The organism is Serratia entomophila (assembly GCF_021462285.1).
In the GTDB taxonomy this organism is placed as follows: Bacteria; Pseudomonadota; Gammaproteobacteria; order Enterobacterales; family Enterobacteriaceae; genus Serratia; species Serratia entomophila.
In genome coordinates this window covers 2,862,426-2,888,657 of sequence record NZ_CP082787.1, presented here as the reverse complement: position 1 = coordinate 2,888,657, position 26,232 = coordinate 2,862,426, and the positions used below count along the sequence as shown (strand labels likewise).

Below are 26,232 nucleotides of genomic sequence, written 5' to 3'. Positions count from 1 at the left end.
ATCATGTTGGCAATACTGTTTTCCGGCCGTCGCCGCTGGCGACAGGCGCAACTGCCGGCGCTGGCGCAACTTTCCCCGCCGCCGGCCGCTCAGGCCTGGCGGCGGCTGCGGCGTCATCGGTTGGCGATGATCTCGCTGACGCTGTTGTTGCTGTTGGCGCTGCTGTGCGTATTCGGGCCGATACTGTCGCCGTGGCGCGACGACGCCGGCGACGCGTTGAACATCAACCAGCCCCCCGGTGCGGAGCACTGGCTCGGCACCGATTTCCTCGGACGCGATATCTATACCCGCCTGCTGCTGGCCGGGCGAATATCGTTGACCATCGGTCTGGTGTCGATGCTGCTGTCGGTGACGCTCGGCTACCTGCTCGGCGCGCTGTCCGGTTATCTGGGCGGGGTGGTGGACAAACTCATTATGCGCTTCGCCGATCTGCTGATGACCATCCCCAGCCTGCCGCTGCTGATCATCATGGGGGCGATGTTGACCGAGCTGGACGTCTCGCCGGATTACCGCATCTATATGGTGATGATCATGTTAAGCCTGCTGGGTTGGCCGTCGTTGGCGCGGCTGGTGCGCGGGCAGATCCTGTCGCTGCGCGAACGTGACTTTATGCTGGCTACCGAGGTGCTGGGGCTGTCCACCCGGCGGCGCATCTTCGGCCATCTGCTGCCCAACACCATCCCGATTCTGGTGGTGGTGGCGACCATGGGGGTAGCCAATGCGATCCTTAGCGAGTCGGCGCTCAGCTATCTCGGTTTGGGCGTGGTGCCGCCGATGCCTTCGTGGGGCAATATGATGGATGCCGCCAACAGCCTGATCGACTTTCAGCGTCGCCCCTGGCTGTGGATGCCGCCGGGGCTGGCGATTTTCATCACCGTAGTGGCGATCAATATATTGGGCGACGGCCTGCGGGACGCGCTGGATCCGAAAATGAACGGGGTAAGACGATGAGCCAACCCTTGGTGGCGTTTGATCAACTGTCAGTGTCTTTCCACGGCGAGCAGGGGCGCGCCAGGGCGGTGCAGCAGCTCAGTCTCGAGCTGCATGCCGGGCAAACGCTGGGGATAGTCGGCGAATCAGGCTGCGGCAAAAGCGTGACCGCCATGGCGCTGATGGGGCTGTTGCCGCAGCCGTTGGCGCAGATCGACAGCGGTGAGATCCGCTTTGAGGGCCAGAACTTGCTGCAGTTACGCCCCGCGCAGATGGCCGATCTGCGGGGTAATCGGCTGGCGATGATCTTTCAGGAGCCGATGAGCGCGCTCAACCCGGTGCTGACGCTCGGCGAGCAGCTGGTCGAGCCGTTAATCCGCCACCGCGGCCTGGCGCCGAAGGCCGCCTGGCGGCAGGCGGTCGGGCTGATTGCCGAGGTCGGGCTGGCGCGGGCGGAACAGCTGATGCGCTGCTACCCGCATCAGCTGTCCGGCGGCATGCTGCAACGCGTCATGATCGCCATGGCAATCAGCTGCCGGCCGGCGCTGCTGATTGCCGACGAGCCGACCACCGCGCTCGACGTGACGGTGCAGGCGCAGATCCTGACGCTGCTGCAGGAGCAGACCCGCAGGCACAATATGGCGATGATGCTGATCACGCACGACCTCGGCGTTATCGCCCAGATGGCGGATCGGCTGGCGGTGATGTATGCCGGACGCATCGTCGAGCAGGGGGCGACGCAGGAGGTGCTGGCCAATCCGCTGCATCCTTACACTCAGGGGCTGATGGCCTCGCGCCCGGTGCCTGGCCAGCGGCGCCGTCGGCTGTATTCGATCCCCGGGCAGGTGCCGAGTCTGGTCAGCCTGCCGGACCACTGCGCCTTTGCCGAACGCTGCGGGCAGGCTACCGCCCGCTGCCGTGACGGCATTCCGCCGCTGTACGGCAGCCAGCAGCGCCAGTCGGCCTGTTTCCTCAACGCCGGAGGGCGCATTCATGTCGGTTGAACCCTTGATTGAAGTAAAAGGGCTGAAGAAGTATTTCCCGCTGCGTGACGGGCTGTTTGGCCAAACCACCGGGCAGCTGCGGGCGGTGGATGACGTCAGCTTCAGCATCCGCAAGGGGCGGATCTTCGGGTTGGTGGGGGAGTCAGGCAGCGGCAAAACCACCGTCGGCCGCACCCTGCTGGGCCTGCACGACAAAACCGCCGGTGAGGTGCTGTTCAACGGCCAGGCGCTGGATAAGCTCAGCCCGCGTCGGCTGCGCGCCATGCGCCCCAAAATGCAGCTGGTGTTTCAGGATCCCTACAGTTCGCTGAACCCGCGGATGCGCGTCGGCGATGCCATCGGCGAAGCCCTGCTGCAGCATGGGCTGGCGAGCAAGGGCGAACTGCGCGATCGGGTGATCGACACCATGGAGATTTGCGGGTTGTCGGCGCAGCATTACGGGCGCTTTCCGCACGAGTTTTCCGGCGGCCAGCGGCAGCGCATCGGCATCGCCCGCGCGCTGATCCTGCGGCCGGAATTTATCGTCGCCGATGAACCGATCTCGGCGCTCGACGTGTCGATCCAGGCGCAGATCATCAACCTGTTCTCCGATTTGCAGGAGCGAGAAGGGGTGACGCTGCTGTTTATCTCGCACGATCTCGGGGTGGTTGAGCATCTGTGTCAGGACGTGGCGGTGATGTATCTCGGGCAAATTGTCGAGAGCGCCGACCGGGACAGGCTGTTCCGCCAGCCGCAACATCCCTATACCCGGGCGCTGCTGGCCGCAGTGCCGACGCTGGATCCGCAGCGTCGGTTGCCGCAGGCGATGACCGGCGGTGAACCGCCCAACCCCGCCAACCCGCCGCCCGGCTGTCGTTTTCATACCCGTTGCCCGCAGGCGACCGCGCAATGTCGCGAACAGGCGCCGCCGCTGCGCAGCGTGGCGCCCGGCCACCGGGTGGCCTGCCATTACGCCGGTTAAGACAGATAGTGCTTCAGCGCGCGGCCGGCCTGATGCAGGGCCGAATGTACCGCCGGCACATGAGCGATAGGGTTCAGCAGGCCATAATCATGGATCAGCCCGTTGTAACGGGTGGAGGTCACCTCCACCCCGGCGGCGTTCAGCAGCCGGGCGTAGGCTTCGCCTTCGTCGCGCAGCACGTCGAGCTCGGCGGTTTGCACCAGCGCCGGCGGCAGGCCTTTCAGCTGTTCCAGCGAGGCGTTGAGCGGCGAAGCGGTGATCTCTTTGCGCTGCGCCTTGTCGGTGGTGTAGTTGTCCCAGAACCATTTCATCATGTTGCGGGTCAGGAAATGGCCCTCGGCGAACTGGTGGTAAGAGTCGGTATCGAAGCTGGCGTGGGTCACCGGCCATAACAGGATCTGGCATCGCAGCGCCGGGGTGCCTTTCTCTTTCGCCATCAGGCTGACCACCGCCGCCATATTGCCGCCTACGCTGTTGCCGACCACCGCCAGACGCGAACCGTCGACGTTGATTTTTTCGCCATACTCGGCCACCCACTCGGTGGCGGCGTAGGCCTGGTTAATCGCGGTCGGGTAGTGCGCCTCCGGCGACGGGGTGTAGTTGACGAATACCGCGGCGGCGCCGGAGCTGTGCACCAGATCGCGCACCAGCCGCTCATGGGTAGGGAAATCGCCCAGCACCCAGCCTCCGCCGTGGAAAAACATAAACACCGGCAGCTTCTCTTTCACCCTGGCGGGCCGCACCACGTGCAGCAGAATGTCCTGGCCGTCGACGCGGATGGTCTTCTCGCTGATTTCCACCTCATACAGCGGCACTTCGACGCTGCTTTGCGCACCTTCCAGCACCTTGCGCGCCTCTTTCGGTTTCATTTGTTCCATCGGCTTGCCGCCGCCGGTGTTCAACGCGTCGAGAAAGGCGCGAATATCGCGCTGTGCGGCAGGCTGGGTGAGGTCGACAGTTTTCTTGGGCATGGGGGTTCCTCGTGCGCGAAAATGAGTAAAACCTGGTCAGGATCACAGTGTAGTCGCTGGTGAATAAAGAGGGGAAGCGAGGCAAAAGTGGTTTGCCGTCGAGCTTTTTGAATGAGAGGGGACGGTCCGCACAGCGCCCGATCCGGCGCGGCTTTGCCCGATAATGGGGCGCAGGATGCACTTCGATGCGGCAAAAGTGTGACGGCGCGCAAATCGGGCCAAATTATTTTTGCGAGCGCGATCAGAAATTTTGAAGTTATTTGCGATTGAATAGGATTTCGCGGCCAATGATGATTTCTGGCCTTATTTTTTCAATTATTCATTACCAATGCATAATTATTGAATAAGTATGCATTATAAGCCGTTGTTTTAACGAAAAAAATCTAAAAATCCCGCGAAAATCCCGTTTTGGCACGATAGCTGCTCTACACTCTTTATCAAACGACATGTATTTTAACTGCTCGTTAACATTTATTCCCCGTTCCGGGGCCTGATACGCGGCATAAATAGCGAAAAATCGATTTTATGTAACAGATTTGTTTCTGAAGCGGCGGTGAATGGCAGAGTTATCACCGGCCGAAAAGTCGATCTTACGCTGCAGTTTTTTTGCAGAGTTGCGGAATATCCGGGCAGGAACGGCCATTACAGTCAAAATTCAGCCTTTGCTGAGCTTATGAGGTCACTATGGAACAGCCAATCGCAGTTACCCGCCAGTCTTTCGATGACTGGATGGTCCCGGTTTATGCCCCCGCTGATTTTATTCTGGTGCGGGGAGAGGGTTCGCAGGTCTGGGATCAACAGGGCAAGTCTTACATCGATTTCGCTGGCGGCATCGCGGTCAACGCGTTGGGCCATGCGCACCCTGAGGTGAAGGCGACGCTGGTGGAGCAGGCGGGCAAACTGTGGCATCTGGGCAACGGCTACACCAATGAGCCGGTACTGCGCCTGGCGAAGCAGCTGATCGACGCCACCTTCGCCGACAAGGTGTTTTTCTGCAACTCCGGCGCAGAAGCCAACGAAGCGGCGCTGAAGCTGGCGCGCAAGCATGCGCACGACCAGCACGGCGCCGGCAAGGATCAGATCGTGGCGTTCAACAATGCCTTCCACGGCCGCACCCTGTTCACCGTTTCCGCCGGCGGCCAGCCGAAGTACTCGCAGGACTTCGCACCGCTGCCGGGCGGCATTGCCCATACGCCGTATAACGATCTGGCCGCCGCCGCCGAACTGATTAACGATCGCACCTGTGCGGTGATCGTCGAGCCTATCCAGGGTGAAGGCGGCGTACTGCCGGCGGATGCCACCTTCCTGCAGGGGCTGCGCGAGCTGTGCGACCGCCACAATGCGTTGCTGATCTTCGATGAAGTGCAAACCGGCGTAGGCCGTACCGGCCACCTGTACGCGTACATGCAGTACGGCGTGGTGCCGGACGTGCTGACCACCGCCAAAGCGCTTGGCGGCGGCTTCCCGATCGGCGCGATGCTGACGACCGACGCGCTGGCGAAAACCCTGAGCGTCGGCACCCACGGCACCACCTATGGCGGCAACCCGCTGGCGACGGCGGTGGCGAGCACGGTGTTCTCCATCATTAACACGCCGGAAGTGCTGGAGGGCGTCAAACAGCGTCACCAGTGGTTCCTCGACGGCTTGAATGAGATCAACCGCCAGTATCCGATCTTCTCTGAAATTCGCGGCGGCGGCCTGCTGATCGGCTGCCTGCTGAACAAAGACTACGCCGGCAAGGCGAAACAGATCACCCAACTGGCCAACGAAGAGGGGGTTATCGCTCTGATCGCCGGGCCGGACGTGGTGCGCTTCACCCCTTCGCTGATCATTCCTGAGCAGGATGTGAAAGAGGGGCTGGCGCGATTCGCGCGCGCCGTGGCGCGGATTTGCAGCTAATAAGCGGGCTGCGCCCCCACGGGCGCAGCCTGATTCAGAAGAGGTTCGCATTATGATGATTATTCGCCCTATAGAGCGTCGCGATTTAACCGATTTACTGACGCTGGCCGGCAAGTCCGGCATCGGTCTCACGTCACTGCCGCAAAATGAAGATACCCTGTCGGCACGCATTGAGCGGGCGTTAAAAACCTGGCAAGGCGAACTTCCGCAAAGCGACCAGTGCTATCTGTTTGTGCTGGAGGACAGCGAACGCCAACAGATCGTCGGCGTTTGCGCCATTGAAGTGGCGGTCGGGCTGGCGGAACCCTGGTACAGCTTCCGCGTCGGCACCCAGGTGCACGCGTCCAAACAGCTGAACGTCTATAAATCGGTGCCGACGCTGTTCCTCAGCAACGACCATACCGGGCATTCGGAGCTGTGCACGCTGTTCCTTGACCCTGACTATCGCCACGGCGAAAACGGCAAACTGTTGTCGAAGGTGCGCTTCCTGTTTATCGCCGCCTTCCGCGAACGTTTCTCGCAGCGGCTGATCGCCGAGATGCGCGGCTTCTCCGATGAAAACGGCCGTTCGCCGTTCTGGGAAAGCGTCGGCCGTCATTTCTTTTCCATCGAGTTCGCCAAGGCGGACTACCTGAGCGGCACCGGGCAGAAGGCGTTTATCGCCGAGCTGATGCCGAAACACCCGCTGTACGTCGATTTCCTGGCGGAAGACGCGCAAAAAGTGATTGGCGAAGTGCACCCGCAAACGGTACCTGCGCGCCGGGTGCTGGAATCGGAAGGGCTGCGCTACCAGGGCTATGTCGATATCTTCGACGGCGGCCCGACGCTGGAAGCGGAAATCGACCAGATCCGCGCGGTTAAACACAGCCGCCTGGTGAAGGTGGTGCTGGATGAAACCCCAATGCGCCCCGATGCTCCGGTTCAACTGGTGGCTAACGATAATTATCAGCACTACCGCGCGCTGCTGGTCAATGCCGATTTGTATGACGATCGCCTGCATATCAATGCCGCCACCGCTGCGGCGCTGGGCGTTGAGCAAGGCAGCCCGGTGCGCGTGATCCCCCTTATTGCACAGGAGAAAGCCTGATGTCACATCCTGCACTTTTCATTAACGGCGTCTGGCGGCAGGGCCGCGGCGCTGAATTCGGCAAAACCGATCCGGTGGACAATCGGCCGTTGTGGCGGGCCAACGCCGCCGACGCCGGCGACGTCGCCGCCGCCTGTGAGGCCGCCCGCGCGGCATTCCCGGCCTGGGCGCGCACGCCGTTTGAACAACGCGAGCAGTTGGTAAAGCGCTTCGCTGCCTTGCTGGAAGAGCATAAACAACGGCTGGCGGAGACCATCAGCCGTGAAACCAGCAAACCGCGCTGGGAAACCCTGACCGAGATCCAGGCGATGATCGGCAAAGTGGGCATTTCCCTGCAGGCCTATCAGGCGCGCACCGGAGTGAGCCATACGCCGATGGCCGACGGCGCTTCAGTGCTGCGCCATCGCCCGCACGGCGTGCTGGCGGTGTTCGGGCCTTATAATTTCCCTGGCCATCTGCCGAACGGCCACATTGTGCCGGCGCTGTTGGCGGGCAACTGCGTGGTATTTAAACCAAGTGAACTGACCCCGTTGACCGCGGAAGCCACGCTGAAGCTGTGGCAGCAGGCAGGGTTGCCTGAAGGCGTTATCAACCTGGTGCAGGGCGGGCGGGAGACCGGCGAGGCGTTGGCCGCCAGCGCGGATATCGACGGGTTGCTGTTCACCGGCAGCGCCGGCACCGGTTATCACCTGCATCGCCAGCTGGCGGGGCAACCGGAGAAAATCCTGGCGCTGGAGATGGGGGGCAACAATGCGCTGATCGTCGACGGCATTGAAGATCGCGATGCAGCGGTCAACCTGGCCATCCAGTCGGCGTTTATCTCCGCCGGCCAGCGCTGCACCTGCGCGCGCCGCATTCTGGTGAAAAACGGCGCCGAGGGCGACGCCTTTATCGAACGTCTGGTGCAGGTGGCGAGCGAGCTGCGCATCGGGCGCTGGGACGCCGAGCCGCAGCCGTTTATGGGCGGGGTAATCTCGCCGGCGGCCGCCGAAAAAATGCTGGAGGCGCAGCAGCGCCTGTTGGATCTGGGCGGCAAGCCGCTGCTGACCATGCAGTTGCTGGAGCAGGGCAGCGCGCTGCTCAGCCCGGGCATCATCGAACTGACCGGCGTGCGTGGCGTGCCGGATGAGGAATACTTCGGCCCGCTGACCACCATCGTGCGCTATAGCGACTTTGACGAGGCGCTGCGCCTTGCCAACCAGACGCGTTATGGCCTGTCCGTGGGGCTGGTTTCGCCGCAGCGCGCCCTGTTCGATCGGCTGCTGCTGGAGGCGCGCGCCGGCATCGTCAACTGGAACAAGCCGCTGACCGGCGCCTCCAGTGCGGCACCGTTCGGCGGCGTGGGCGCCTCGGGCAACCACCGCCCAAGCGCCTACTACGCGGCGGATTATTGCGCCTGGCCGATGGCGTCGCTGGAAAGCGAGAGCCTGACCCTGCCGGCCAGCCTGTCGCCGGGCTTGTCATTCCGTTAACGGTTGGCGGCGGCATTATGGCGCCGCCGCCTGTCATCCCCAGGGGATAAAAATGTCAGGATATGAAGTCAATTTCGACGGTCTGGTGGGCCTGACGCACCACTACGCCGGGTTGTCGTTTGGTAATGAGGCGTCGACACAGCATCAAAACAGCGTATCGAACCCGAAGTTGGCGGCCAAGCAAGGGCTGCTGAAAATGAAGGCGCTGGCGGATCTCGGCTTCCAGCAAGGGGTGTTGCCGCCGCAGGAGCGGCCGCATTTGCCAATGCTGCGCAGGCTGGGTTTCAGCGGTTCCGACGAGACGGTATTGGCGCAGGCGATGCGCCAATCGCCGCGCCTGCTGTCGGCGCTCAGCTCGGCGTCCTGCATGTGGACCGCCAACGCGGCCACGGTTTCACCGTCGGCGGACAGCGCCGACGGCAAGGTGCATTTCACCGCAGCCAACCTGAACAACAAGTTTCACCGCGCCATAGAGGCCGAAACCACTACCGCGGTGCTGCGAGCGATGTTCAACGACGAGCGGCACTTTGCCCACCATGAGGCGCTGCCCCAGGTGGCGCTGTTCGGTGATGAAGGGGCGGCTAACCATAACCGCCTGGGCGGCGACTACGCCAAACGCAGCGTGCAAGTGTTCGTGTACGGCCGCCAGGAGTTTGGCGGTGAAACCGCGCCCACGCGTTACCCGGCCCGCCAGACGCGTGAAGCCGGTGAGGCCATCGCCCGGCTGCATCAGCTGGACGAACGGCATACGGTATTTGTGCAACAGAACCCGGCGGTGATCGATCAGGGCGTGTTTCATAACGACGTGATTGCGGTCAGCAACCAGAACCTGTTGTTCCACCACCAGCAGGCGTTTTATCAGCAGCAGCGGGCGTTGGACGAAGTGCGCCGCAAAATGGCGACGCTGGACAGCGAACTGGTGGCGATTGAGGTGCCGACGGCGCGGGTGACGGTTGCGGATGCGGTGGCAACCTATCTGTTTAACAGCCAAATCCTGACCAAGCCGAACGGTAAAATGATGATTGTGGTGCCGGAGGAGTCGCGCCAGCATGATGGCGTATGGCGCTATCTGAACGATATGGTCAGCAGCGGCGGGCCAATCGATGAGATCAAGGTGTTCGATCTGCGCGAGAGCATGCGCAACGGCGGCGGGCCTGCCTGCCTGCGGCTGCGGGTGGCGCTCAACGAGCAGGAGCTGCGGGCGGTTAACCCGCGTGTGATGATGAACGATACGCTGTTCGTCACGCTGAATGAATGGGTCGATCGCCATTATCGCGATCGCCTGACGCAGAACGATTTGGCCGATCCCTTGCTGCTGCGGGAAGGGCGTGAAGCGCTGGATTCACTGACGTCGATCCTCGGTCTGGGCTCTATTTATCCATTCCAACAATAAGCGGAGACATCATGTTTGATTTATTGCCGCTGACGCTGGAAGGGGCCGTTCCGCCCGAACAGCAGGGCGAAACGCCGTTGTTGCGCTGGCGCTGGCTGGGCGAAGGCCTGCTGGAAATGACCCCGCTGCGGAGCTACCGCCAGGCGGTGGTGCTGTCGGCGGGCATTCACGGTAACGAGACTGCACCTATTGAGCTGCTGAATCAGCTGGTTAGCGATTTGCTGGCCGGTGAACGGCCGTTGGCGGTGCGGTTGCTGGTGATCTTGGGCAACCCGGCGGCGATGCGCGCGGGCAAGCGCTATTTACACAGCGACATGAACCGCATGTTCGGCGGCCGTTTCAGTGATTTTGCCCACAGCGGGGAAACCGCGCGGGCGCAGCAGCTGGAACAGGTCGTTCGCAACTTCTTTGACGGTGAAACCGCGGAGCGCTTCCACTACGATTTGCACACCGCTATCCGTGAATCGCGCCTGCCGCGTTTCGGCATTCTGCCTTTCCAGACGCGCCCTTATAGCGACGAGCTGCTGGCGTTGCTGGATGCCGCCGATCTGGATGCATTGGTGATCCACAGTGCGCCAGGCGGCACCTTCAGCCACTTTTCCAGCGAGCATCTCAATGCCGCCAGCTGCACGCTGGAGCTGGGCAAGGCGCGCCCGTTCGGCAGCAACGATCTGCAGCTGTTTGCCGCCATTAATCGGGCGCTGCAGGCGGCGATAAGCGATGAACCTCTGCCCGTGCGCCAGGCGCGTGAGGTGAGGGTGTTTCGCGTCGCGAAGTCGCTGATTAAACGCAGCGAGGATTTCACGCTGCACCTCAGCGACGATACCGCCAACTTTACCGAGCTGAAGCAGGGGGCGCTGCTGTACGAGCAGCCGGGGGAAAGCTATCGCGTTAGCCACGGCAGCGAATGGATCCTGTTCCCGAATCCTAATGTGGCGCTTGGCCTGCGCGCAGGCATATTGTTGACTGAGGTGCCGCGCACGACGTTGTATTGATAATTGGCCGCAGCGAGGTTATCACGCTGCGGTCATTGCCTTTCTTAATGACTTTCTGCTCTGCGCATCCTCGTTATTTATTTCCGGATTAATATCTCCGCCAGCCGAATTATGCTTGCCCGGAGAGGATTAATAACTTCACTAGATAAAATCACCGGGTAAAAGAGTCAGAATGCGGCTAAATCGGCCCAGCGACTTAGTTAAGATGAAAATGTGAAATAAGTAACGTTATTAGTAACCATGCTAATTTTGTTGTTATCCGTTAATCGCGCGCAAAGCATACAAAATGAAACCGTTATGCACTGTATTGGTGCGTTGCACCATTTTGGTTATAACTTATATGGCAAAATATTCGAGCAATCAATAAGTTGTGTCGATTTTTGTTGTAATATTTATTTACAATTAAACATGCTTTATCCACGCTGTTTTGTGAACTTTTTGATTTGCAGTTTGGATTCATGATGCTAATGTCACATGGCCCCTGTATTAGGGTGGCTCATAAAATACCAAAAGATAAAGATCACAGCCCAAATCATAAATTGGGCGTGACGGGCAGGGTTTAATTATAATATCTAGGAAAATAAATGATGAAACGCAGTGTATTAGCCTTAGCTGTTGCCCTCGGGGCAATCACCTCCTTTGCCAACGCGGCTGAAATTTATAATAAGGACGGCAATAAGCTGGATCTTTATGGCCGCGTCAACGGCAAGCACTATTTCAGTAAAGATGATGCCACTGGCGGCGACAAAAGCTATGTTCGTCTCGGGTTCAAGGGCGAAACGCAAATCACCGATCAACTGACCGGTTACGGCCAGTGGGAATATCAGCTGGCCGCCAACCACGACGAAGCCCAGGGCACCAAAGACACCAAAACCCGTCTGGGCTTCGCCGGCCTGAAGTTTGGCAATTATGGTTCCTTCGACTACGGCCGCAACTACGGCGTGGTGTACGACGCGGAAGCTTACACCGACATGCTGCCGGAATTCGGCGGTGACTCCTACAGCTACACCGACAACTTTATGACCGCGCGTTCTAACGGTCTGGCCACCTACCGTAACCGCGATTTCTTCGGTTTGGTGGAAGGGCTGAACCTGGCGGTGCAATACCAGGGTAAAAACGAGAATGATGGCCGCGGCGTTACCAAGCAAAACGGTGACGGCTATGGTCTGTCTCTGGACTACCAGGACATCGGCGGCTCGGGCATTGGCGTAGCGGCGGCGTTCTCCGATTCCAACCGCACCAGCAAGCAAAAAGAATTGAAATACGGCCAGGGTGACAGCGCGACCGCCTGGACCACCGCGGTGAAATACGACGCCAACCAGGTTTACCTGGCGGCGATGTACGCCGAAACGCGCAATATGACGCCAATTACCGTCAACGGCACGTCCGGCTTCGCCAACAAAACGCAGAACTTCGAAATGGTGGCTCAATATCAATTCGAAAACGGCCTGCGCCCTTCATTGGCTTACGTGCAGTCTAAGGGCAAAGACATCGAAGGGATCGGCGACGCCGATCTGGTGAAGTATGTGGATGTCGGCGCGACCTACTATTTCAACAAAAACATGTACGCCTATGTTGATTACCAGATCAACCAGCTGAACGACGATAACAAACTGAAACTGTCTAACGACGACATCGTGGCGGTCAGCCTGACCTATCGCTTCTAAAGATTTTGCCGCCCAATTGTTCTCAGGCTGCCGCCGCGCTGCGGCCTGACGAATAAAAGGGCATTACCTTCTTCCTGTGTCGGGAAAAGGCGGCCTGTCCTTCGTGTTTGCAACCCAGGTTGGAGCGATCTGGGGAAGGGCAGGCCCTCCACCTGGTTTCGCCTCTCCGAATTGCGTCAACTCCTCCTTTTATCCCCTTGCTCAGCTTTCCTCATGGTGATTTGGCGTTATAGAGGCGCATAAAAAATGTGTATTAACGCGCTGAAATCTAAAGGTAACATTGGAGCAATTTACTAAATCTTTACATGAAAAATTCTGATGATAGTATGAGAAGCTTGGTGTCTATGGGGTCAAAAGAATGTCCACGTCTCTAACGTTTGGTTTTGTGTTTTTATTAGCAATAATATTAAGTTATCTCACCGTCTCCATTTGCAAATTTACCCCGCTGAACATCAGGCTTCCCGAGGGGCGCCGATCTGGTTATATCGATGGCCTGCGAGGCTACCTGGCGTTGATGGTTGCCGCCCATCATTATTTTATATTTTATGGTTGGTTGCAAAATGGTGACTGGCTGCCGCCTGAAATTAACTATATAAACAATTTTGGCAAGGTGGCCGTTTGTCTGTTTTTCATGATTACCGGTTATCTTTTTATCGGTAAGATATATAAAGATAAAAGTGTTTCAAACAAGATTTCCTGGGTGAAAATCTATACGTCCAGAGTGTTCAGGATCTTCCCGCTGTACCTTCTGGCTGTTGCCGTTACCGTGCTTTATACATTTATTGTTCATGATTATAAGCTGAATGTTTCATTGGCGGAACTTGCCAAGGAAGTCGTCAAGTGGCTGCTTTACCTTGGCGATTCCGTCAATGGCGATCCTGATGCGAAAAGAGTTACTGCGGGCGTCACCTGGACCTTAAAATATGAGTGGATATTTTATTTGTCCCTGCCGTTGCTGGCCGCATTTTTCAGCAATAAAATGACGACGGTGTTGATTACTGTTTTATCAATAATCATTTATTTCAGTGGGTTGCATTTTGGCAGTATCGATTTCAAATACATCATCTTCTTCGTGCTCGGTGGTTTTACGTTCGCAATAGAGCAGCGTTACAGCGATGCCTTGCGCGCGTCAATGGCGTCTGCATGGGTGTCAGTGATTGGCCTTGTTGCCATTGTTCTCGTCATTTTCTTTACGAAAGATCCGCTAGGCCCATTAGGTGCACTGTGCATGTTGGTGTTTTTTGTTCCCGTGGTGATGGGGAACTCTATTTTCGGTGTTCTGTCCGGCAGCGGAGCCATCAAATTAGGTGAGATTAGTTTTAGCCTGTACCTATTGCATGGGATCGTATTTTATACCGCGCTGGTATTCTTCATCGATAAAAGCATGATTGGCGGCATGAACAGTTACCTCATGTTTATGCCTCTTGGGATGATAGCACTGGTCATTATTTCTCTGATGACCTATAAAGGCATCGAAAAACCCTTCATCGATTTTGGCAGGCAGCTGGCTAACGGAAAAGTCTTTAGAAGCGGTGTTTCAAAGGCCCGTTGAGATAAAGGCGCTTCGATAAAATTCGAGGCGTAACGTGCAGCGCCAATCGGTAACGGCTGGTTGGCGCTTTTTTGTCGTTGCGGGCAGCGCGATCAGAAGGCTGAATATTCGCTGGCCGGCAGCCAAAAACCATCGATAAAGTCCTCCATCGGGTAACAGCCGGCATGGCGCAGATTCTGTTCCTTCATCGCGACCAGACACTGGGGTTCATCACGCAACACGTCAACCACAATGTCACTGCAGCCACCGTCCAGATAGCAAACAAACATCACCAACGCGTACATAGTTTATCGCATCCTCCACCTGGCAGCTTACATGCGTGGATTATAGGCAAAAAAGCGCGATTTTTCAGCATCATCATAGGGGAAAGGGGCTGAAGGACGCATAAACGGCGCATTTTCAGATTACTCTAACGCGTTAATCCCGCAGGCCCGATTGAATATCCTTTTTGCAGTGCTAAGCTTAACGAGCTTGAGTTCAATGCAATATTGCAACCATCAAAAGGAGCGGATATGGGATTGTTTAACTTCGTCAAAGAAGCAGGCGAGAAGCTGTGGGATACGGTAACCGGCAATGCAACCGCCGAAGATCAAAGCGCCAAACTGAAGGAGCATCTCAACAAGACCGGCCTGCCGGGTACTGACAAGGTTGACGTGCAGGTGGTTGATGGTAAAGCTGTAGTGACCGGTGATGCGGTCAGCCAGGAGCTGAAAGAGAAGATCCTGGTGGCGATCGGTAACGTTGCGGGCATCAGCGGCGTGGAAGACAAGGTCTCTGTCGCGCAGTCTGAGGCCGAAAGCCGCTTCTACACGGTGAAAAAGGGCGACACGCTGAGCGCGATTTCCAAAGAGGTGTACGGTAACGCCAACCTGTACAACAAGATTTTTGAAGCGAATAAACCAATGCTTTCCAGCCCGGATAAGATTTATCCGGGGCAGGTGTTGCGTATCCCGCAGTAATCTTCCTCGCGCAAACAGCCCGGTCAAAGATCGGGCTTTTTTCTGCGTTCTGACATTAGGTTTGCTAATTATTTTATTGTAATAATAAAAAATATGAATGAACAGTGAGCTCTATCGTCCTCTGGACCGGGGAGTGTTGACCCTGATGAGGAAAATTGATAGCGTCGTGACCCGGTTGAGGTCTGAGAAGCATTGGACGCAGAATCTCGAGCTACCCGCTCTGACGCAGTTTATCCATCGCCCTATAATAATCATGCCGGCAGCCGGCTGAGTGTAAGACTGATTTTGTGAAACGACAGCGCAATACCTCACCTGATAAAAACTATCGAGAAACTCTGGGAGATGCGCAATTTGCCATCGCGGTGCTGGCGGTTGCATCCTGCTCATTGATTATTTTTACGCTGACGGTCACGCTATGGCTGACCTGATGCCGTTAACGACAGGGGATAACATGGAGCCCAATCTCCACGACGAAACCAAACTTTTGGCCATTATTGGCCTGCTGGTCTCAGTGTTGCTGGTGGTATCAATTCTTTTTGGCGTAACTTATTTCTCTGACCTGAAACATGCTCATGATGATGTAGACGTTAAAGGCTGCTACATCAAGGCGCCTTGAGCAAACCGCGAACTCCCCCTGAGCATGCTAAGCTGGTGGCGATATCCCACCGTGCTTTGTTGCCCTTCAGGAGGTCTTTGCCATGAGCAATTCCCGCCCAACACGTTCTTCATCTTCCCGTGATTGCCCGACGGTGGATGGCATACGCCAAATCCAACGCATCGCGGTGCGCGGCGCCGAAGTCGGCGGTGTGCCTATTGCCCGCGCGCTGCCCACGCGGGAGCGGCGCACCGTCGGCGCGTGGTGTTTTCTCGATCACGCGGGGCCGACGGTTTTCAACGGCGACGATCCCGGCATGGATGTCGGGCCGCACCCGCATACCGGCCTGCAAACCTTTACCTGGATGATCGAAGGCGAAGTGTTACATCGCGACAGCCTGGGCAGCGAGCAAGTGATACGCCCGGGCCAGGTTAACCTGATGACCGCCGGGCGCGGCATCGCGCATACCGAACAATCGACGGGAACGCAGCGGCGTCTGCATGCGGCGCAGCTGTGGATTGCGCTGCCGGCGGAACATGCCGATATGGCGCCGCGTTTTGACCATTATCCAGATTTGCCGCAATGGCTGGACGATAAGGTTAATCACCGGCTCTTGATAGGGGAATTTGGGAAATACCGTTCTCCGGTGCTTAAATTTTCGCCATTAATCGCCATGGATTTGGAATGGCAGGATGACGGCTATTTGCAATTGCCGGTTAGGGAAGATTATGAAATAGGCCTTTTGCCCCTTGTTGGTGCATTTGAGTTGAATGATGAAAAATTTTCACCTGAAGACTTTGCCTATTTGGGCATGAACTATAACTCTATTGGGTTAAAAGCTGCAAAAGGCAGCCGGGCGCTATTAATCGGTGGCGCGCCATTAAACGAAGAGATTCTCATTTGGTGGAATTTTGTTGGTCATACCAGACAGGAGATAATTCAGGCCCAGCGAGACTGGGAGCAGGGTAATAGCCGTTTTCCCGATGTGAATGGCTATGTGGGAGCCCGGATGGCCGCGCCACACCTGCCCTGGAGCGATGTTTGATACCTTAAGGCTATAACGAGAGCGAAAAACTTATTCAATTTGCTCTATCAACGATTAATTAGTGTGATCGAAAGTCCATGTTTTGGAAAATATAACGCCGATCAGAGAAAAAGTGATCTGGCGCAAATAATTACCACGGGCAGAAGATTAAGATAATCCTCAAGAAGTGAGGTTGTCTACCGTTAGTCAGAAGCCAGTGAGGTCATTATGAGCCAAGTACTTTATCGCGCAAGATTATCCCATGTTGTTATTGCAACGGCGGCATTCTGGGTCTCTATTGCGGCACTGTTGGTGGTCGCGCTGAACTAACGCTGTATCACTGAGGAATAAACCCGCTGCGGCGGGTTTTTTTATGTCCGTTATGCTGAAGTCCGGCGGCGCGCTTATACTTGCCATAGTCTGATGATAATTAACCCTGTGGGGAATAATGATAATACTGTCTGATACGCTGGTGTTGTTAATCGCCGCACTTCATTTGTATATCCTGGTGCTGGAAATGTTCCTGTGGCAAACGCCGTTTGGCCGGCGCGCGTTCGCGACCACGGCGGAGTTCGCCGCCGCCACGCGAGTGCTGGCGGCCAATCAGGGGTTGTATAACGGTTTTCTGGCGGCGGGGCTGTTGTGGGGATACTGGCGCGGCGATGCGGCTTTGCAGCTGTTTTTCCTGGCATGCGTGCTGGTGGCCGGTATTTTCGGCGGCCTGACCGCCAGCCGCAAAATCCTGTGGATCCAGGCATTGCCTGCGCTGATCGCGATAGCGGTGGGGATTGCGGCGCATTAACCCGTCGCAGGCTGCTCAGGCGGTCTTTTGGTGGATAACGTGTAGCGGCGGGGCGATCTGCAGGTCTACGCTCAGATCCTGGCGGAAGTCATAAGGCGTGATGTTGAAACGCTTTCTGAACATATAGGTAAAATGGGACTGCGAGCCAAAACCGAAATCCAGAGCGATATCAAAAATTGACGCCTCACTGCTGCGCAATTGATAAACCGCGCCGGCTAACCGACGTTCGCGAATGTATTTGCCCAACGAAGTTCCCGTGGCTTCTTTGAACAACTTCTGCATGTGCCACAGGGAGTAACCGGAGTATTCGGCCAACTCCTCGAGATGGATCACTCTTCCCAGGTGAGTTTCAACCCATTTGCTGAGGGCGCAGACCAATGCGAGATGGTGTTCTTGTATCATCAGTGCGTCTGTGTGAGATCTACATAGCGGAGAAGTATACACAACTTGCCGTCTCGGACAAAAAGGCCCGCCGCGGCGGGGTGAAATTATCCGCAAAAAACTCCCGGCCGGCGTCTTGTCAGCCGGAAGGGAAAACGGCTACTCTGAACCAGCCCGTTACCGCCGATCTTCGAGGGGTTCCGGCAGCAAAAATAACCGCGTATACAGAGTCAGCCGTAACAACTCAGCGTTGATGGGGTGATCGCATGTTAATGACAGTGATTATTACTCTGGTTGTAATCGTGGGCGTCGGCGCATTTATCGCGACGCCGGTGATGAGAATGAACAATGCGCAAGGCGTGGGAGGTGAAGAACCGTGATATCAGGACGCATGCCGCCCCATGGTAGGGGATGACCCATTACCGAAAAAAGCCTGGGCCAGCCACCCGGGCTTTTTGTTGCCTGCCCGCAATCAGACGTTTTTCCGCTCGACGGTTTCTTCTCCCCAGTACAACTGATCGGCGTTGGTTTTTGCGAAGGCCATTTGCAAGGCCTCGTCGCTGCCTTCCTCCCAGATTTTTTGCGCCAACACTTCGTCATTTCCCGCCAGTTCGAAGATGGCTTCGGCAATTTCTACCGAGGTCTCACGCACCGTCGCCCAGGATTTCACATTGTGGTTCGCCATAACTTTCTCCTGTTTGGTTGTGGCCTGATGATTGGCGCTCCGGGGCGCCGATGCCCCAAGTATAGGCCAAACCGACGAGGGCTTTTGATGCCGGATGCGCAATAACGCTGAAAATTCAGCGTCGGGCGGGCAGGGGGCGGTAAAGACGCGAACGCCATGCTATTCTGTGCGCCGTCTGAATTAAGAAGGAAGTTTATTATGTCTGACATGCTGAGCAACGATCAGGAACTGGCATCCGATCTGGTCGCCTGCCAACTGGTCATCAAACAGATTTTGGACGTCATCGACGTGATTGCGCCGACCGAGGTGCGAGACAAGATGGCCGGCCAATTAAAGAGCATCGACTTTTCCACTCACCCTGCCGGGGCCGATCCGGTTACCCGTCGGGCGATTGAAAAAGCGATAGCGCTGATTGAGATGAAGTTTACCCGCAATTGATGCGGCCGCCGCCGTTGACTGGCGGCGTAGGCGGTAGGGTGGTGGTTAATCCACCACCGTTTCGATTTTCTTGAATAGCGGGCAGTCGGCGATGCCGATAATGCCATTATCTCCGTGTACATACTGTGCGATCGCCACGTTGCGTGCCGTCAGATATTTACATTGCAGGCCCAGGCCGCCGACGTTTTGATTGCTGCCAATCAGCACGCCGTAGCCTGAAAACAAAAAACCGCCGTATATCACCGCCAGCACCACTAACCCTTTAATTAATTTGCTCATCGCCTCTCCTCACGTTTTCCAATAGCAAGATATAGCCACGTCGGCGCAAGGGCAACAAGGGTAACAATCTGAAAAATAACCTTTGTTGAGGAATCTAAACGGCAGGTTAAACTTCGTTTAAGTTAGCCGTGTTAACATAGGCAACAGATTATCAAGATAACAATGAGGCTGCTAAATTTGTTGCGAAAAAAAATTATCGTGATAATTGCGGCTCTTGTAGCCTGCCTGTTTTTCTATCTGCTGGCACTGGACAGTTATTGCGACGATGGGGGGAATTTTGCGCTGGGGATCTGTTCAGTGACCCGTTTCGTTCCCTGGTAACCGACGGCGCGGAACAATTTTTTGCAGAGATGTTCCCACCCCGTTGCCGAGTGCTACTATGTCGGCCTGATTTTCGCGGTAGGTAGGTTGTCCATGTTTGATTTAGGTTTTGGCCAGAACGGCCTGGTGTCGCTGATGCTTGCAGCGCTGGCGCTGTTGGTTGGATTATGGGTATGGTTCCTGGTGAACCGCGCCAGCGTGCGCGCAAATGAACAGGTTCGCTTGCTGCAAGAGATTGCCGAGCAGCAGCGCCAGCAAACGGCGCTGTTGAAGAGCCTGGCGCAGAGCGCCCGCGGTGAGAGCGCGGTTGACGACGACGATCTCAGCCCGGCCCTGGATTTCAAAGGTTTTATCCCCGAGCGCTGACGGCGCGGGCATCCGGTGGCGCCGCCACCGGGGCCGTTAGAAAAACTGCATCCCCTTATAGGGAGCCTCCTTGCACGCCGCCAGGCGGCTGGCCAGATCGCCGGCGTGAATCTCCAACTGGTGGCCATCGGGATCGAGAAAGTAGAGCGATTCCCCTTCGCTGCGATTGTTTTTCCACTCCTTGACGCCTGCCTGCCGCAGCCGCTGCGCAACGCGGGCAAAATTCTCCGGCGCCACGTTGAAGGCATAGTGCGTATAGTCGCGGCTGTTTTCCGGCGCCCGTTCGGCGTCCAACGACAGACACAGCCACAGTTCTCCCAGCGAAAGGTAGGCGCCGTTCTGCCAGCGGGCGCGGGGGGAAAAACCCAACCGGCCACGGTAAAAATCGAAGCTGCGATCGAGATCGCGGACGGCAAGCGTCAGATGGTTCAGCCCGGTGAGCATAGTGGGATCCCGTAAGTAAGGTGAGATGGCTGGCGAAAAGTGTAATCAGGCGGCAGGGAAATTTAAAGCAAGGAAAACATTAGTTGGGATAATGTGAAAAGCCGGGGGTGTTGTCATAAATCTGTCGTATTGGCATCGTAATGTAGCGCCAACCTTACGAAAGATGGATAAAGCCGATGATTAAATGGTATGAAGAAAGCGACGCCGAAGTGAACCGCAGCATTGCGCTGATCACCGGAGAAAACCCGGACAAATGGTATCCTTACGGCGGCGTGAAAGGTAAAGACTACTGCAAGAACCCCTCCGACGCCTGGCCGATTATCTGCGCCAATAAAATCAGCCTTAACCCCGACAGCCAAAGCGACAGCCCACAGTGGCAGGCGCGCATGATTACCCAGCGCGGCGAATGGCAGGCAGACAGCGCCAGCCCGCTGCGCGCCGCGATGATCTGTTTCCTGCTGAGCCAGCAAAGCGGCGAGATGGCGCGCTAACCCCAATACCGACAGAAATACCGATGACCGGCGAATAGTTTTTCCTTTTTTATAGCAGAACTGTCTTTGGCGGAGCCTGTTTATGAAACGCATTATTAAAGGTGATAAAAACTTGTCTCATCTGGTGATCGCCCATGCGGCGATCGATCGTCATGCCGAAAGCTTCGGGCAGCGCCGTCAGGGCTGGCCCTCGACCTATCTGATAAAATATCAAAACGATCGCGTGGCGGTGGAAGTGGTCACGCGCCGTCAGTCCTATGTCGCCACGCTGATGATTGGCGCGCGCAATCTGACCAAACTGTGCGGCATGGCGGGCTAAACCGCCGCCGCTCTGCAATTTCTCTCTCGATAAAATAGCGCCCTGGCCATCGGCTGCGGGGTGCTAATCCTTGATGCACACGGGGTTAAGTGTTAAAAAGCCGCCCGCAGATACATTTATTGATTGGTGAAATCTTGCTCAATAACGGCAAGAGTGTGCGCCATATGAGGATAAGATGGGCGGTCAGCAGCAGGATACCCCGCTAAAACGCGGTTTGAAAAACAGACACATACAGCTTATTGCCCTTGGGGGCGCCATCGGTACCGGTTTATTTCTCGGCATTGCGCAAACCATTAAAATGGCCGGGCCCTCGGTGCTTCTGGGCTACGCCATTGGCGGTTTCATCGCTTTTCTGATCATGCGGCAGCTGGGCGAAATGGTGGTCGAAGAGCCGGTCGCCGGCTCCTTCAGCCATTTTGCCCACAAATACTGGGGTGACTTCGCCGGATTTCTTTCCGGCTGGAACTATTGGGCGATGTTTATTCTGGTCGGCATGGCGGAACTGACCGCCGTCGGCATCTATATTCAGTATTGGTGGCCAGAGATACCCACCTGGGCTTCAGCCGCGCTGTTTTTTGTGCTTATTAACCTGATCAACCTGGTTAACGTGCGCCTGTATGGCGAAACCGAGTTCTGGTTCGCCATCGTCAAGGTGGCGGCGATTGTCGGCATGATTATCTTTGGCGCCTGGCTGCTGGTCAGCGGCAGCGGCGGCCCGCAGGCCAGCTTCAGCAATCTGTGGCTGCAGGGCGGCTTTATGCCGCACGGCATCTCGGGGTTGGTGATGGCGATGGCGGTGATCATGTTTTCGTTCGGCGGCCTGGAGATGGTCGGCATCACGGCGGCGGAGGCCGCCGATCCCCGCCGCAGCATTCCTAAAGCCACTAACCAGGTGGTATACCGCATTCTGATTTTCTATATCGGCTCGCTGAGCGTGTTGCTCTCGCTGTACCCCTGGAGCCAGGTGGTGGAGGGCGGCAGCCCGTTCGTGCTGATTTTCCACGCGCTCAACAGCACCCTGGTGGCGACCATTCTCAACGTGGTGGTATTGACCGCGGCGCTGTCGGTTTACAACAGCGGGGTGTACGCCAACAGCCGCATGCTGTTCGGGCTGGCCAGCCAGGGCAATGCGCCGCAGGCGCTGGCGCGCGTCAACAAGCGCGGCGTGCCGGTGCTGTCGATAGCGCTCTCGGCGTTGGTGACCTCGGCCGGCGTGCTGATCAACTACCTGATGCCCGCGAAGGCGTTTGAACTGTTGATGGCGCTGGTGGTGTCAACGTTGGTGATCAATTGGGTGATGATCTGTCTGGCGCACCTGAAGTTCCGTGCGGCGAAGAACCGCCAGGGCGTGATCCCAAGCTTCAAGGCGTTGTGCTATCCGTTCGGCAACTATTTGTGCCTGGTGTTCCTCGGCCTGATCCTGGTGATTATGTATTTCAGCGAGGGGATCCGCATTTCGGTATTGTTGATGCCGGTGTGGGTTTTGGCGCTGTGGATTGGGTTTATGCTGACGCGGCGCAAAAGCGCCAAACGCTGAACCTGTCTTCTGCGGAGGCGCATCGCGCGCCTCCGATTAACGCTTAACTGCGCGGCATGAAAGCGCGCCCTTCGTCATTTCGGCCCAACCCCAGCAGTTTCCGGCACAGCCGCAGCAGCGTGCCGATCACGTCGATCGCCACCACGCTGAACATCAGCATGGCCAACATGAAGAAACCGAGCAGCGAGCTTGCCAGCAGCACCAGCGGCGCTGGGACTCGCACGCGGCGCAGCTTCATGGCGAAGTACATTTTCCAGTACTGTTTTTGCGCCAGCATCGCGCTGCGAATGCGGCTCAGGCGAGTACCTGACTTGCGTGATGTAGAACGGCCCATAACTTCTCCTTTTCTGAATGTGCTGTAAGTAAATCATAAAGATCTTAAGAGATGCTTAACGGGCTCTTAGCGGCCCTGCATGCCTGCAGGGACTGAGACAACAGAATCGCGCGAAAGGTCCGGAGATGCTGCGCACTGTTCACAAAGCGTTTTCTGCAGCTATCTTGTTAAGCTGGAGTACTTGCCCGTGCAGGGTGTCCGCAGTGGTCGGGAGAACAGACAGGATGAAGATAATCAATCGTTATTACGACGCCGCCAAGGCGCACCATACGCCGCAGGGCTTTCGCAACCCGGAACCTTCGCTGCGGCGGGAAGGTGACCTTAAACGCTGGCAGGACGAGCGCAAGCGGCAAGGGCTGCCCAAGCCGCCGCAGATGGGATATGCCCAGTTTACGCAACGATGGTGGCAGCCAGCCGACCTCAGCGGCGGCGACGACAGCATCTGGTGGCTGGGGCACGCTTCGATGCTGCTGCGGCTTGGCGGCCGTTACATCTTGATAGACCCGGTATTGTCTGAACGCGCCTCTCCGCTGAGTTTTTACGGGCCAAAACGCAAAACTCCGCCGCCGTTGAGCGTGCGACAGCTGCCGGCGGTGGATGTGGTGATGATCTCGCATAATCATTATGACCATCTGGACCGGCGTACCGTCAGGCAGCTGGCGCGCCGTTTCCCGCAGGCGACGTTCATCGTCCCGCTGGGGTTAAAACGCTGGTTTAGGCGCTACCGGCTGCAAAAGGTGCAGGAGCTGGACTGGTGGGAAAGCCTGACGTTGGGAGAACTGACGTTTTATGCCACACCGGCGCGTCATTGGAGTATGCGAACCCTGTGGGATCGCAACCGTTCGCTGTGGTGCGGCTGGGTGATCCATCATCCGGCGCTGCGCTTCTATTTTTCCGGCGACAGCGGCTATTCGGAGCGGTTGGCGGAGATTGGCGACAGGCTGGGGCCGTTCGACGTGGCGGCGTTGCCGATTGGCGCCTATGCACCACGTTGGTTCATGCAAGAACAGCATATGGACCCGCAGCAGTCGGTAACGTTATATCAACAATTGGCTGAACCGAGGGTGATCCCCATTCACTGGGGGGTATTCGAATTGGCCGATGAATCCCTTGATGAACCGCCGCAGCAGCTGAACCTGGCATTGAGCGAAGCCGGGATTGAGCAGCATCAATTCCGGCCGGTAAAGATCGGCGAACGTATTGCGCTATCGAATACCCCTTAGGTGTTAAGGATGCGGCCACTGACGACGCGCCTCCGCGAACGGCGCTGTAAGCCACGGCCGGCGCGGCCTGGTGAGCCGCCGGGCGATTATCCCGCGGCGGTCTGAGCCTGGCGATGGGAATAACGCCGTCGGCCGCAGTGGCCGCGAAATAATTAGCAGAATTGATAAGCCTTAGTGGTGATTCAAATAACCACTGTGTTTTCAATATTTAATTTCGCGATAAAATTTTACTGTCCATACGCTTATTCTTGTTATTTAAGCCCGCGACGGTGGCGCTATTTGCGCAACGTTGCACTACGATGGCGCGTAAATTGCATTCTTGCATGTTTATGCAGCAACCGGGCGCGGCGGTATCGAACGGGTTAGCCGCCGGCGTCAATAATTCGTGCGGGCATTATTGGACGGAACGCTGCCGGTTAACGAGGTGCATCAGGCAACGGCAGCCGCGGCATCAGGGCAGAAATGGTCGGATGAGCGCCTCTACCCCGACGCCCGTTCATCGATATTCAAATGTTGCATATAAAATTCCATAAAGATTCAAATTTTTTAACACTGTAAGCGGCGATCGGCGTTTATATGTTGCCATCTTCATGCGTCAAAGCGATGAAAGAATTGTTAAAAGACAGACAGAGTGCGGAGTGCAGCGGGGTGGTGCCGTTAAGCAGAAAATAGCCAAGGCTTCAACATCTTTTAGCCTATTTAAGCAAATGTTGCTCTCGACCGTTTCAAATATGTGCGACATGTCCATCGGCGATTAAAAATGGCTTGCCATCGAATACAGAGTATGTGATAACGCATCTGGGTAAAACGAGGTACAGTTCTGTATATGTGTGGCATTTTCAGTAAAGAAGTTCTGAGTAAAGACGTTAGCGTTGAATACCGCTTCTCTGCCGATCCTTATCTTAGTGCCTCAAGCAGTAACGACTCTAGTTTGTCTATGTAACGCCTACGGGCGGTTTAAACAATCCAAAGGAAATACTCAAGATGGCAAAGATCAAAGGTCAAGTTAAGTGGTTCAACGAGTCTAAAGGTTTCGGTTTCATCACCCCGGCTGACGGCAGCAAAGACGTGTTCGTACACTTCTCTGCAATCCAGGGTAACGGCTTCAAAACCCTGGCTGAAGGCCAGAACGTTGAGTTCGAAATCCAAGATGGCCAGAAAGGCCCATCTGCAGTAAACGTTACTGCTATCTAATCAGCGTCAGCTGTACAAAAAGCCCGCCTTCGCGCGGGCTTTTTCGTGTTTGTCATTCGGCGGCGATGATGATCCCTGCGTATTGGTTGCGGCCGGTGATCCCCGGGTGGTTCGGGTCCCGTTCGCGGCGATGGCTGTTGCGGCGGTAGCTGGTGTATTTAAAGCGCTGTGGCCGCTGCGGGTCGGTGTCCGGCGTGCAGATGGTGCAACTGCCGGCGCGATCGACGGCGGAAAAGCCGAGGGCGTCGAGCTTGTATTCTGCAATGGCGGCCAGGTCCAGATGGCGATAGCTAGGGCTGATCAGCGCGGCGGGCAGCGGCAGCTGCCGTTTGAAGTTCTCCACCAGTTCTTCATTGACTTCGTAACAGCAGGGGCCGGCGGCGGGGCCGATAGACGCCACCCAGTTGGCCGTCGCATCTTCGCGGCTGATATGCGCCGCCATTTGTTCGAGAATGCCGTCCAGCAGCCCGCGCCAGCCGGCGTGGACGGCGGCGATGGCGGAACCGTCGCGGCGGCTGAACAGCACCGGCAGGCAGTCCGCCGTCAGTACGCTGAGCAGAATGCCGGGCTGGCGAGTAAAGAAACCGTCGGCTTCGCCGCAGGGCTGCGCAGGCTGCAGCACATCGACGATACGCGTGCCGTGCACCTGTTTTTTTTCCGGCAGGGTCGCGCGGTAGGGCAACAAATGCCCGGGCAGCAGTGCGGCTTTGTTGCCAAAGCCGTGCCGGATTTTGGGCACGGCCTCAAGCAGTGGGGAGTAATCGGTCATAAAGCGTCTTCACCTGCATCAGAAAACAAGCTCTCAGTGTAGCCAGCTTTTTCCCTCTTTGGCTAGCGCCAACGGGGATGCGCCTTGCATCGCCTGGAGGGCTTCTTTAGACTAGCCGCGCCCTGTCTTTCTGGAATCTT

32 protein-coding genes are annotated in these 26,232 nt (G+C 56.8%); 24 read left to right on the top strand and 8 right to left on the bottom strand.

Annotation, left to right across the window (positions count from 1 at the left end):
* Window positions 1-3: 3 nt before the first annotated feature.
* The 3 genes from opp4C to KHA73_RS14110 are packed head-to-tail and all read left to right on the top strand — an operon-like array spanning window position 4 to window position 2,895.
* Complete coding sequence (gene opp4C, locus KHA73_RS14120; protein WP_234584967.1) at window positions 4-951, top strand: oligopeptide ABC transporter permease; 948 nt, start codon at window positions 4-6, stop codon at window positions 949-951.
* Entirely contained in the window at window positions 948-1,934 is a 987-nt protein-coding gene (locus KHA73_RS14115; RefSeq protein WP_234584966.1) for an ABC transporter ATP-binding protein, read from the top strand. The genes opp4C and KHA73_RS14115 overlap by 4 nt, the downstream gene beginning before the upstream one ends.
* Window positions 1,924-2,895: an ABC transporter ATP-binding protein gene (locus KHA73_RS14110; protein ID WP_234584965.1), complete on the top strand. Its 972-nt coding sequence runs from the start codon at window positions 1,924-1,926 to the stop codon at window positions 2,893-2,895. Before KHA73_RS14115 ends, KHA73_RS14110 begins: the two co-directional genes overlap by 11 nt.
* Here KHA73_RS14110 and KHA73_RS14105 read toward each other — a convergent pair.
* Window positions 2,892-3,866: an alpha/beta hydrolase gene (locus KHA73_RS14105; RefSeq protein WP_234584964.1), complete on the bottom strand. Its 975-nt coding sequence runs from the start codon at window positions 3,864-3,866 to the stop codon at window positions 2,892-2,894. The two genes, KHA73_RS14110 and KHA73_RS14105, sit on opposite strands and share 4 nt — an antisense overlap.
* A 684-nt stretch (window positions 3,867-4,550) precedes the next feature.
* Between KHA73_RS14105 and KHA73_RS14100 the strand changes: the two genes are divergently transcribed.
* The 7 genes from KHA73_RS14100 (at window position 4,551) to KHA73_RS14070 (ending at window position 13,931) form a co-directional block, all read left to right on the top strand.
* Window positions 4,551-5,765, top strand: a complete 1,215-nt coding sequence (locus KHA73_RS14100) for an aspartate aminotransferase family protein (protein ID WP_234584963.1) — start codon at window positions 4,551-4,553, stop codon at window positions 5,763-5,765.
* 52 nt (window positions 5,766-5,817) lie between these two features.
* On the top strand, window positions 5,818-6,852 hold the full coding sequence (gene astA, locus KHA73_RS14095) for an arginine N-succinyltransferase (protein WP_234584962.1): 1,035 nt from the start codon (window positions 5,818-5,820) through the stop codon (window positions 6,850-6,852).
* Window positions 6,852-8,324: a succinylglutamate-semialdehyde dehydrogenase gene (gene astD, locus KHA73_RS14090; RefSeq protein ID WP_234584961.1), complete on the top strand. Its 1,473-nt coding sequence runs from the start codon at window positions 6,852-6,854 to the stop codon at window positions 8,322-8,324. Before astA ends, astD begins: the two co-directional genes overlap by 1 nt.
* A gap of 52 nt (window positions 8,325-8,376) precedes the next feature.
* Window positions 8,377-9,717 carry an N-succinylarginine dihydrolase gene (gene astB, locus KHA73_RS14085; RefSeq protein WP_234584960.1) on the top strand — a complete coding sequence of 447 codons (1,341 nt, stop codon included), beginning with the start codon at window positions 8,377-8,379 and terminating at the stop codon, window positions 9,715-9,717.
* Window positions 9,718-9,728: 11 nt separating this feature from the next.
* Window positions 9,729-10,712: a succinylglutamate desuccinylase gene (astE, locus tag KHA73_RS14080; protein ID WP_234584959.1), complete on the top strand. Its 984-nt coding sequence runs from the start codon at window positions 9,729-9,731 to the stop codon at window positions 10,710-10,712.
* Window positions 10,713-11,296: 584 nt separating this feature from the next.
* Window positions 11,297-12,379, top strand: coding sequence for a porin (locus tag KHA73_RS14075; RefSeq protein WP_272496156.1), 1,083 nt, complete (start codon window positions 11,297-11,299; stop codon window positions 12,377-12,379).
* Window positions 12,380-12,737: 358 nt separating this feature from the next.
* Window positions 12,738-13,931: an acyltransferase family protein gene (locus KHA73_RS14070; protein WP_234584958.1), complete on the top strand. Its 1,194-nt coding sequence runs from the start codon at window positions 12,738-12,740 to the stop codon at window positions 13,929-13,931.
* A 92-nt stretch (window positions 13,932-14,023) separates the two neighbouring features.
* Here KHA73_RS14070 and KHA73_RS14065 read toward each other — a convergent pair whose 3' ends face one another.
* Window positions 14,024-14,215 (bottom strand): YdfD/YebW family protein, encoded by a 192-nt coding sequence (locus KHA73_RS14065; protein WP_234584956.1) that lies wholly within the window; start codon window positions 14,213-14,215, stop codon window positions 14,024-14,026.
* Window positions 14,216-14,443: 228 nt separating this feature from the next.
* Here KHA73_RS14065 and lysM point away from each other — a divergent pair, with 228 nt between their 5' ends.
* The 5 genes from lysM to KHA73_RS14040 all read left to right on the top strand — a co-directional run bounded on the left by lysM (window position 14,444) and on the right by KHA73_RS14040 (window position 17,311).
* The gene (lysM, locus tag KHA73_RS14060; RefSeq protein ID WP_234584955.1) at window positions 14,444-14,890 is read left to right on the top strand and encodes a peptidoglycan-binding protein LysM; all 447 of its coding nucleotides are present in this window, start codon (window positions 14,444-14,446) and stop codon (window positions 14,888-14,890) included.
* A 287-nt stretch (window positions 14,891-15,177) separates the two neighbouring features.
* The gene (locus KHA73_RS14055) at window positions 15,178-15,318 is read left to right on the top strand and encodes a hypothetical protein (protein ID WP_234584954.1); all 141 of its coding nucleotides are present in this window, start codon (window positions 15,178-15,180) and stop codon (window positions 15,316-15,318) included.
* Window positions 15,306-15,506 (top strand): hypothetical protein, encoded by a 201-nt coding sequence (locus tag KHA73_RS14050; RefSeq protein WP_234591385.1) that lies wholly within the window; start codon window positions 15,306-15,308, stop codon window positions 15,504-15,506. Before KHA73_RS14055 ends, KHA73_RS14050 begins: the two co-directional genes overlap by 13 nt.
* Window positions 15,507-15,588: 82 nt before the next feature.
* On the top strand, window positions 15,589-16,530 hold the full coding sequence (locus KHA73_RS14045) for a pirin family protein (protein ID WP_234584953.1): 942 nt from the start codon (window positions 15,589-15,591) through the stop codon (window positions 16,528-16,530).
* Window positions 16,531-16,963: 433 nt separating this feature from the next.
* On the top strand, window positions 16,964-17,311 hold the full coding sequence (locus KHA73_RS14040) for a DUF1304 domain-containing protein (RefSeq protein WP_234591276.1): 348 nt from the start codon (window positions 16,964-16,966) through the stop codon (window positions 17,309-17,311).
* Window positions 17,312-17,326: 15 nt separating this feature from the next.
* Here KHA73_RS14040 and KHA73_RS14035 read toward each other — a convergent pair whose 3' ends face one another.
* Window positions 17,327-17,713 (bottom strand): helix-turn-helix domain-containing protein, encoded by a 387-nt coding sequence (locus KHA73_RS14035; RefSeq protein ID WP_234584952.1) that lies wholly within the window; start codon window positions 17,711-17,713, stop codon window positions 17,327-17,329.
* 451 nt (window positions 17,714-18,164) lie between these two features.
* Entirely contained in the window at window positions 18,165-18,377 is a 213-nt protein-coding gene (locus tag KHA73_RS14030) for a YccJ family protein (protein WP_234584951.1), read from the bottom strand.
* A 198-nt stretch (window positions 18,378-18,575) separates the two neighbouring features.
* Here KHA73_RS14030 and KHA73_RS14025 point away from each other — a divergent pair, with 198 nt between their 5' ends.
* Window positions 18,576-18,815 carry a DUF2766 family protein gene (locus KHA73_RS14025; RefSeq protein WP_061794601.1) on the top strand — a complete coding sequence of 80 codons (240 nt, stop codon included), beginning with the start codon at window positions 18,576-18,578 and terminating at the stop codon, window positions 18,813-18,815.
* A 45-nt stretch (window positions 18,816-18,860) separates the two neighbouring features.
* On the opposite strand, the gene KHA73_RS14020 is transcribed toward KHA73_RS14025, so the two are convergent.
* A complete protein-coding gene (locus KHA73_RS14020; protein WP_234584950.1) occupies window positions 18,861-19,094 on the bottom strand; it encodes a YobH family protein in 234 nt (77 codons plus the stop codon).
* A 162-nt stretch (window positions 19,095-19,256) separates the two neighbouring features.
* Between KHA73_RS14020 and KHA73_RS24560 the strand changes: the two genes are divergently transcribed.
* Window positions 19,257-19,415, top strand: a complete 159-nt coding sequence (locus KHA73_RS24560) for a PhoP/PhoQ regulator MgrB (RefSeq protein ID WP_261080925.1) — start codon at window positions 19,257-19,259, stop codon at window positions 19,413-19,415.
* A 93-nt stretch (window positions 19,416-19,508) separates the two neighbouring features.
* Complete coding sequence (locus KHA73_RS14015; RefSeq protein WP_234584949.1) at window positions 19,509-19,781, top strand: YebO family protein; 273 nt, start codon at window positions 19,509-19,511, stop codon at window positions 19,779-19,781.
* Between the two features lie 36 nt (window positions 19,782-19,817).
* Here the strand turns inward: KHA73_RS14015 and fos are convergent, their stop codons facing one another.
* Complete coding sequence (gene fos, locus KHA73_RS14010) at window positions 19,818-20,225, bottom strand: fosfomycin resistance glutathione transferase (RefSeq protein ID WP_234584948.1); 408 nt, start codon at window positions 20,223-20,225, stop codon at window positions 19,818-19,820.
* Between the two features lie 176 nt (window positions 20,226-20,401).
* Between fos and KHA73_RS14005 the strand changes: the two genes are divergently transcribed.
* From KHA73_RS14005 to KHA73_RS13995, 3 genes are all read left to right on the top strand, one after another.
* A complete protein-coding gene (locus KHA73_RS14005) occupies window positions 20,402-20,716 on the top strand; it encodes a phage protein NinX family protein (RefSeq protein WP_234584947.1) in 315 nt (104 codons plus the stop codon).
* Window positions 20,717-20,798: 82 nt separating this feature from the next.
* Window positions 20,799-21,035, top strand: coding sequence for a DUF4060 family protein (locus KHA73_RS14000; RefSeq protein WP_234584946.1), 237 nt, complete (start codon window positions 20,799-20,801; stop codon window positions 21,033-21,035).
* 175 nt (window positions 21,036-21,210) lie between these two features.
* On the top strand, window positions 21,211-22,572 hold the full coding sequence (locus KHA73_RS13995; RefSeq protein ID WP_234584944.1) for an amino acid permease: 1,362 nt from the start codon (window positions 21,211-21,213) through the stop codon (window positions 22,570-22,572).
* Window positions 22,573-22,615: 43 nt separating this feature from the next.
* Here the strand turns inward: KHA73_RS13995 and KHA73_RS13990 are convergent, their stop codons facing one another.
* Window positions 22,616-22,906 carry a hypothetical protein gene (locus tag KHA73_RS13990; RefSeq protein WP_234584942.1) on the bottom strand — a complete coding sequence of 97 codons (291 nt, stop codon included), beginning with the start codon at window positions 22,904-22,906 and terminating at the stop codon, window positions 22,616-22,618.
* Window positions 22,907-23,130: 224 nt separating this feature from the next.
* Here KHA73_RS13990 and KHA73_RS13985 point away from each other — a divergent pair, with 224 nt between their 5' ends.
* The 3 genes from KHA73_RS13985 to cspE all read left to right on the top strand — a co-directional run bounded on the left by KHA73_RS13985 (window position 23,131) and on the right by cspE (window position 25,323).
* Window positions 23,131-24,129: an MBL fold metallo-hydrolase gene (locus KHA73_RS13985; protein WP_234584941.1), complete on the top strand. Its 999-nt coding sequence runs from the start codon at window positions 23,131-23,133 to the stop codon at window positions 24,127-24,129.
* A gap of 826 nt (window positions 24,130-24,955) precedes the next feature.
* Complete coding sequence (locus KHA73_RS13980; RefSeq protein ID WP_002211058.1) at window positions 24,956-25,072, top strand: DUF2627 domain-containing protein; 117 nt, start codon at window positions 24,956-24,958, stop codon at window positions 25,070-25,072.
* A 41-nt stretch (window positions 25,073-25,113) separates the two neighbouring features.
* On the top strand, window positions 25,114-25,323 hold the full coding sequence (cspE, locus tag KHA73_RS13975) for a transcription antiterminator/RNA stability regulator CspE (protein WP_002221949.1): 210 nt from the start codon (window positions 25,114-25,116) through the stop codon (window positions 25,321-25,323).
* A 52-nt stretch (window positions 25,324-25,375) separates the two neighbouring features.
* Here the strand turns inward: cspE and pgeF are convergent, their stop codons facing one another.
* Complete coding sequence (pgeF, locus tag KHA73_RS13970) at window positions 25,376-26,092, bottom strand: peptidoglycan editing factor PgeF (protein WP_234584939.1); 717 nt, start codon at window positions 26,090-26,092, stop codon at window positions 25,376-25,378.
* Window positions 26,093-26,232 lie beyond the last annotated feature (140 nt).

What these genes read in the sequence shown, in the direction of transcription:
- opp4C (WP_234584967.1), top strand. Translation starts at nt 4, where the DNA reads ATGTTGGCAATACTGTTTTCCGGCCGTCGCCGCTGGCGACAGGCGCAA.
- KHA73_RS14115 (WP_234584966.1), top strand. Translation starts at nt 948, where the DNA reads ATGAGCCAACCCTTGGTGGCGTTTGATCAACTGTCAGTGTCTTTCCAC.
- KHA73_RS14110 (WP_234584965.1), top strand. Translation starts at nt 1,924, where the DNA reads ATGTCGGTTGAACCCTTGATTGAAGTAAAAGGGCTGAAGAAGTATTTC.
- KHA73_RS14105 (WP_234584964.1), bottom strand. Translation starts at nt 3,866, where the DNA reads ATGCCCAAGAAAACTGTCGACCTCACCCAGCCTGCCGCACAGCGCGAT.
- KHA73_RS14100 (WP_234584963.1), top strand. Translation starts at nt 4,551, where the DNA reads ATGGAACAGCCAATCGCAGTTACCCGCCAGTCTTTCGATGACTGGATG.
- astA (WP_234584962.1), top strand. Translation starts at nt 5,818, where the DNA reads ATGATGATTATTCGCCCTATAGAGCGTCGCGATTTAACCGATTTACTG.
- astD (WP_234584961.1), top strand. Translation starts at nt 6,852, where the DNA reads ATGTCACATCCTGCACTTTTCATTAACGGCGTCTGGCGGCAGGGCCGC.
- astB (WP_234584960.1), top strand. Translation starts at nt 8,377, where the DNA reads ATGTCAGGATATGAAGTCAATTTCGACGGTCTGGTGGGCCTGACGCAC.
- astE (WP_234584959.1), top strand. Translation starts at nt 9,729, where the DNA reads ATGTTTGATTTATTGCCGCTGACGCTGGAAGGGGCCGTTCCGCCCGAA.
- KHA73_RS14075 (WP_272496156.1), top strand. Translation starts at nt 11,297, where the DNA reads ATGATGAAACGCAGTGTATTAGCCTTAGCTGTTGCCCTCGGGGCAATC.
- KHA73_RS14070 (WP_234584958.1), top strand. Translation starts at nt 12,738, where the DNA reads ATGTCCACGTCTCTAACGTTTGGTTTTGTGTTTTTATTAGCAATAATA.
- KHA73_RS14065 (WP_234584956.1), bottom strand. Translation starts at nt 14,215, where the DNA reads ATGTACGCGTTGGTGATGTTTGTTTGCTATCTGGACGGTGGCTGCAGT.
- lysM (WP_234584955.1), top strand. Translation starts at nt 14,444, where the DNA reads ATGGGATTGTTTAACTTCGTCAAAGAAGCAGGCGAGAAGCTGTGGGAT.
- KHA73_RS14050 (WP_234591385.1), top strand. Translation starts at nt 15,306, where the DNA reads ATGGCTGACCTGATGCCGTTAACGACAGGGGATAACATGGAGCCCAAT.
- KHA73_RS14045 (WP_234584953.1), top strand. Translation starts at nt 15,589, where the DNA reads ATGAGCAATTCCCGCCCAACACGTTCTTCATCTTCCCGTGATTGCCCG.
- KHA73_RS14035 (WP_234584952.1), bottom strand. Translation starts at nt 17,713, where the DNA reads ATGATACAAGAACACCATCTCGCATTGGTCTGCGCCCTCAGCAAATGG.
- KHA73_RS14030 (WP_234584951.1), bottom strand. Translation starts at nt 18,377, where the DNA reads ATGGCGAACCACAATGTGAAATCCTGGGCGACGGTGCGTGAGACCTCG.
- KHA73_RS14025 (WP_061794601.1), top strand. Translation starts at nt 18,576, where the DNA reads ATGTCTGACATGCTGAGCAACGATCAGGAACTGGCATCCGATCTGGTC.
- KHA73_RS14020 (WP_234584950.1), bottom strand. Translation starts at nt 19,094, where the DNA reads ATGAGCAAATTAATTAAAGGGTTAGTGGTGCTGGCGGTGATATACGGC.
- KHA73_RS24560 (WP_261080925.1), top strand. Translation starts at nt 19,257, where the DNA reads ATGAGGCTGCTAAATTTGTTGCGAAAAAAAATTATCGTGATAATTGCG.
- KHA73_RS14015 (WP_234584949.1), top strand. Translation starts at nt 19,509, where the DNA reads ATGTTTGATTTAGGTTTTGGCCAGAACGGCCTGGTGTCGCTGATGCTT.
- fos (WP_234584948.1), bottom strand. Translation starts at nt 20,225, where the DNA reads ATGCTCACCGGGCTGAACCATCTGACGCTTGCCGTCCGCGATCTCGAT.
- KHA73_RS14005 (WP_234584947.1), top strand. Translation starts at nt 20,402, where the DNA reads ATGATTAAATGGTATGAAGAAAGCGACGCCGAAGTGAACCGCAGCATT.
- KHA73_RS14000 (WP_234584946.1), top strand. Translation starts at nt 20,799, where the DNA reads ATGAAACGCATTATTAAAGGTGATAAAAACTTGTCTCATCTGGTGATC.
- KHA73_RS13995 (WP_234584944.1), top strand. Translation starts at nt 21,211, where the DNA reads ATGGGCGGTCAGCAGCAGGATACCCCGCTAAAACGCGGTTTGAAAAAC.
- KHA73_RS13990 (WP_234584942.1), bottom strand. Translation starts at nt 22,906, where the DNA reads ATGGGCCGTTCTACATCACGCAAGTCAGGTACTCGCCTGAGCCGCATT.
- KHA73_RS13985 (WP_234584941.1), top strand. Translation starts at nt 23,131, where the DNA reads ATGAAGATAATCAATCGTTATTACGACGCCGCCAAGGCGCACCATACG.
- KHA73_RS13980 (WP_002211058.1), top strand. Translation starts at nt 24,956, where the DNA reads ATGTGTGGCATTTTCAGTAAAGAAGTTCTGAGTAAAGACGTTAGCGTT.
- cspE (WP_002221949.1), top strand. Translation starts at nt 25,114, where the DNA reads ATGGCAAAGATCAAAGGTCAAGTTAAGTGGTTCAACGAGTCTAAAGGT.
- pgeF (WP_234584939.1), bottom strand. Translation starts at nt 26,092, where the DNA reads ATGACCGATTACTCCCCACTGCTTGAGGCCGTGCCCAAAATCCGGCAC.